This is a genomic window from Kitasatospora sp. NPDC059747, assembly GCF_042732955.1.
GTDB lineage: Bacteria > Actinomycetota > Actinomycetes > Streptomycetales > Streptomycetaceae > Kitasatospora.
Window position 1 is genome coordinate 1 of record NZ_JBHWGV010000241.1, and the last position, 4,585, is coordinate 4,585.

Below are 4,585 nucleotides of genomic sequence, written 5' to 3' on the forward strand. Positions count from 1 at the left end.
CTGCCGGCCTGGGCGCTGGCCTCGGCGGCACTGGCCGCGTCGCGCGCGGCACGGGCGGCGGCGGCACCGGAGCGCCCGGCGTCGGCGCTCGCGCTGGCCGCCGCGGAGGCGGCGCCGGCGGCGTCCCGGGCACCCTTGGCGGCGTCACGGGCCTGCTGGGCGGCGGCGCTGGCGGCACCGGCCTCGTTCCGGTTGCCCGCGGCAGACGCGGCGGCCCGGTACGCCCTGGAGGCGGCCTGCTCGGCCGCGGCCGCGGCCGAGGCGGCCGACTGCGCGGCAGAGGCGGCCGTGCGCGCGGCGGCGACGGCTGCGTTCGAGGCGGAGATCGCCGTCTCCGCGGAAGCGGCCGCGCCCTCGGCGGCCTGCGCGGCGCTGTTGGCCGCCGCGCCCGCCTTGTTGACGTCGTCCTTGGCGGCGGCGGCCTCGGCAGCGGCCCGCTGAGCGGCGTCCTTCGCCGTGCGCGCGGCGTCCTCGGCCCGGGCGCCGGCCTGCTTGGCTTTCTCGGTCTCGTTCTTGGCGCGCTGGCCGGCCTCCTTGGCCGCCTGGGCGAGCTGGGTGATCGAGAGCGTCTCCTGGTCCCGGGTCCGGGCCAGGTACTGGCCCTTCTCCAGGAACGCGCGGACGTCCTGGGCCGTCCCGGCGAGCGCCCGCTGCGCCTGCTTGGTGTACTCGGGCCCGGGGTTCTGGCCGAGCGCGGCGAAGATGGCGAACCGGTCGTCCTCCTCCTGCGCCTTGGCCTGACCCGTGGTCAGGAAGTCTTCCAGCGCCTTCTGGCTGCCGTCGTTCAGCGCCTTGGCGGCGGCCGCCTGGACACCCGCCTCACTGTTGTTCAGCACGTAGAAGACCGCCGCCCGGCGGTCTTCGTTCATCGGCTTCTGCCAGCCCGACGTGACGAACGCGTGGACGTCCGCGTCGGTACCGTTCAGCGCCTTCGTGGCGGCCTCGCGTACGCCCACACCGGTGTCGCTGAGCATCTTCAGGACGGCGAAGCGCTCGTCCTCGGCGGAAGCCCGGGCCAGGGTCTCGCCGAGGAACTTGGTGAGGTCCGCATCGGAACCGACCAGCGCCTTCGCGGCGGCGTCCTTGGTCGAGACGCCGCCCAACTCCCAGGCCTCGACGACCTTGCCGCGGACGTCAGCCGGCAGCGGCGCCGGCCCGACATCGGACGGCAGGGCCTGGGCGGTGGTCGTACCGGCCACGGTGGCGGCAAGAGTGAGTGCTATCAGAGTAGAAAGTTTCTTGCGGACCCGCCGCTCCTGCGGCAATCCTGTCCGATTTGTCGTGTAGGTCATGACCCCTCACGTTTTCCCCCTGGCCCGTCAGGGCCCCTTTGCAGCAGGACAGTTGTCCCGGCACCGCGAGGAGCATAGTTGTACACTGACCAAATTTCGAACATCTTTTCAGATTGTCTGATTGTGCACGCACTGGCTTGATCTCTGCACTGCCGAGTCTTGGTCATCGCAAAACGGACAGCGGAGATTGATGGGGCATCATCTGGCGGATGCCCCATCAGACGCATCGTCAGGCCGGGACCCCGCGGGCCCGAACACCACCCGGCCGGACGTGTTGCCGCCCACCGCCGCGCCCGGCCAGGGGCCGCCGACCGCCTCCTGACCGTCCTTGTCCTCCCGGTCGTCAGGAGGTGCCTGGCCGAAGCGCGGTCAGGAGAAGGACCTTTGCAGGTACCTGACGGTGGACGTCGCGATCAGCCAGGCCGGGACGGCGAGGCCCGGAGTTCCCGCCCAGCCGTCCATCGGATCCCCACCCGCCCTGCCGCGTCCCCGAGGTGCAGCACACCGCCCACGCGCCGGCCGACCGGGTCCCGTGCCTACGGCCGCAGGCCGCGCATCAGGTTGGAGACGAGCTCCGCCGACTTCCTGCACGGCACCGTCATCCGGCCGGGCGGAAGGTGCGGCGGTAGGCCTGCGGGCCGACGCCGACGGCCGCGCGCAGGTGGTGGCGCAGCGAGGCCCCGGTGCCCAGGCCTGCGCGGCGGGCCACCAGGTCGACCGGCCAGTCGGTGCTTTCGAGGAGGTGGCGGGCTAGGTCGACGCGCTGGCGGGTGAGCCACTGGACGGGCGTGGTGCCGGTCTCCTCGCGGAAGCGGCGGGAGAAGGTCCGCACGCTGGTGTGGGCGTGTGCGGCGAGTTGGGCGACGGTGAGCGGGTCGGCGAGCCGTTCCACGGCCCAGGCCTGCGTGGCGGCGGTGCCCGTGCCGGTCGGTTCGGGGACGGGGCGCCGGATGTACTGGGCCTGGCCGCCGTCGCGCCAGGGCGGCACGACGCAGGAACGGGCGACGTCGTTGGCGATCCGGCTGCCGTGGTCGCGCCGGACGAGGTGCAGGCAGAGGTCGATGCCGGCGGCCACCCCGGCGGAGGTCAGGACGTCCCCGTCGTCCACGTACAGGACGTCGGGGTCCACGCGGGTGGTGGTGAACAGCCGCTGCAGCCGGTCGGCCTCGCGCCAGTGGGTGGTGGCGGGCCGGTGGTCGAGCAGTCCGGCCGCGGCCAGCAGGTAGCTCGCGGTACAGATGGCGACGATGCGGGTGCCGGGGCGGATCGCGGCGAGGGCCGCGCGCAGGTGGTCGGGCAGCCGGCCGTGTTCCCGCAGCTCGGCGAGGCACTGCGCGGGCGGGATGACGACGGTGTCGACGGCGGCGAGCAGGGTGGCGTCCCGGGAGACCGCGAGGTCGAAGTCGGCGCCCGTGCGGACCGGCCCGCCGTCGAGGCCGCACGTGGTCACGGTGTAGAGCGGGTTCCCCGACTCATCGCGGGCGGCGCCGAAGATCCGGGCGGGGATGCCGAGTTCGAAGGGGTGGACGCCGTCCAGGGCCAAAACGCCGACGTGGTGCATGGCCGGATCCTTTCACCACGTGGCCGTCGCGCCACCACCAGGGGCGGCCCGGCCCGGGCACTCTGACGGAGCGCCCGGACGAGCGGGCGGCGACCCCGGACGAACGGGCGGCGAGGCGGCGGGCCTCGCCCGACGGAACCCCGGCCGATCCCTCGACGCGACCCCGGCCGATCCCTCGACGCAACCCCGGCCGATCAACAGAAAGCAGGCACAGCACCATGCCCCTCCCCACCACCATGCGCGCCGTCTCCCAGGACACCGCCGGCGGGCCGGACGTCCTGCGGCTCGTCGAGACCGCCCGCCCCGAGCCGGCCCGCGGCGAGGTCCTGGTCCGGGTGCACGCGGCCGGGGTGAACCCGGCGGACTGGAAGACCCGCGAATGGGGCCTGCTCTCGACCGGCGTCAAGCCGCCGTTCACCCTCGGCTGGGACGTCTCCGGCGTGGTGGCGAGGGTCGGCGCCGGCGTCACCCTCTTCCGGCCCGGCGACGAGGTGTACGGGATGCCGCGCTTCCCCGACCCGGCTGGCGCCTACGCCGAGTACGTCACCGCACCGGCCCGGCACTTCGCACGCCGGCCCGCGAACCTGACCCACGTCGAGGCGGGCTCTCTGCCGTTGGCGGCGCTCACCGCCTGGCAGGCGCTGGTCGACACCGCCGCCGTCCGGCCCGGCCAGCGGGTGCTGGTCCACGCGGCGGCCGGCGGGGTCGGTCACCTGGCGGTCCAGATCGCCAAGGCGCTGGGCGCGTACGTGATCGGCACCGCGAGCGGCTCCAAGCACGGACTGCTGCGCTCCCTGGGCGTGGACGAACCGGTCGACTACCGCGCCGGGGACATCGCGGAGACCGTCCGTGACGTAGATGTCGTGCTGGATCCCCTCGGTGGCGGGAGCCCCGCCCGGTCCCTGCGGTCCGTGCGCCGGGGCGGCACCCTGGTGTCGCTCCTCCCACCGGACGCGGCCTTCCCCCGGGCCGAGGCCGAGGCGGCCGGCGTCCGGGCGGACTTCATGCTCGTCGAGCCCGACCACCTGGGCCTGCGGGAGATCACCCGCCTGGTCGAGGACGGCCGCCTGCGGGTGGTCGTCGACACCGTCCTGCCACTGGAGCGGGCCGCCGAGGCGCACCGCCTGGGCGAACTGGGCCGTACCACCGGGAAGATCGTGCTCGCGGTGACCGACCGCGAGTGACCCGGGTGGGGAACCCGCCGGCAGCGGCGGCCGTGCCCGGCCGCGCGTGAAGAGCACCGGCGTATCCGGCGGCCGCCTCACCCTGCCGGTACCTCACGTTCGGCGCTGCCGGACGGTGGCCCGGCCGGCCCGGCGCCGAAACACGGGGGCCACGGCCCGGTTCCGCCGTGGCCCCGGACCCGGTCGTCGTCCTCTTCGTCCCGAAGGGCACGCCCTGAGCACGCCCGGCCGGCGTCGGGCCTCATGACGTCCGTCATCTCTCCTTGCTGACACATCGCCGCCACCTGCGGCCGAACCGGCGTGCGAAACTGATGATCATGACCGGGGCGGGCACGTCCCAGCGGGGAACGACACCACGGGGGACACCGTGACTCCTCCTCCGGCTGAAGCCGGGGGCTTCTCGCTAACCCTTCCGGGCGTCGCGACGGGCCAGCCCGGCCCGTAGAACGTTGATGGCTCCCACCGTGTCGGCGTGCGCCGTGTGGCCGCAGGCGACGCAGTGGAACTTTTCCCGTGTGGGCCGGTTCTCCGGCGCGATGTGCCCGCAG

General features: G+C 74.2%; 3 protein-coding genes and 1 pseudogene. 1 reads left to right on the forward strand and 3 read right to left on the reverse strand.

Going from position 1 to position 4,585, the window contains the following annotated elements; translation table 11 throughout:
• Positions 1-1,199: pseudogene (locus ACFV4G_RS43020) on the reverse strand (hypothetical protein); the annotation flags it as partial.
• A 691-nt stretch (positions 1,200-1,890) separates the two neighbouring features.
• A complete protein-coding gene (locus tag ACFV4G_RS43025; protein WP_380449044.1) occupies positions 1,891-2,853 on the reverse strand; it encodes a GlxA family transcriptional regulator in 963 nt (320 codons plus the stop codon).
• A 218-nt stretch (positions 2,854-3,071) separates the two neighbouring features.
• Here ACFV4G_RS43025 and ACFV4G_RS43030 point away from each other — a divergent pair, with 218 nt between their 5' ends.
• Positions 3,072-4,037, forward strand: coding sequence for an NADP-dependent oxidoreductase (locus ACFV4G_RS43030; RefSeq protein WP_380449046.1), 966 nt, complete (start codon positions 3,072-3,074; stop codon positions 4,035-4,037).
• A gap of 403 nt (positions 4,038-4,440) precedes the next feature.
• On the opposite strand, the gene ACFV4G_RS43035 is transcribed toward ACFV4G_RS43030, so the two are convergent.
• Positions 4,441-4,575 carry a zinc ribbon domain-containing protein gene (locus tag ACFV4G_RS43035; protein ID WP_380449048.1) on the reverse strand — a complete coding sequence of 45 codons (135 nt, stop codon included), beginning with the start codon at positions 4,573-4,575 and terminating at the stop codon, positions 4,441-4,443.
• Positions 4,576-4,585: the final 10 nt, after the last annotated feature.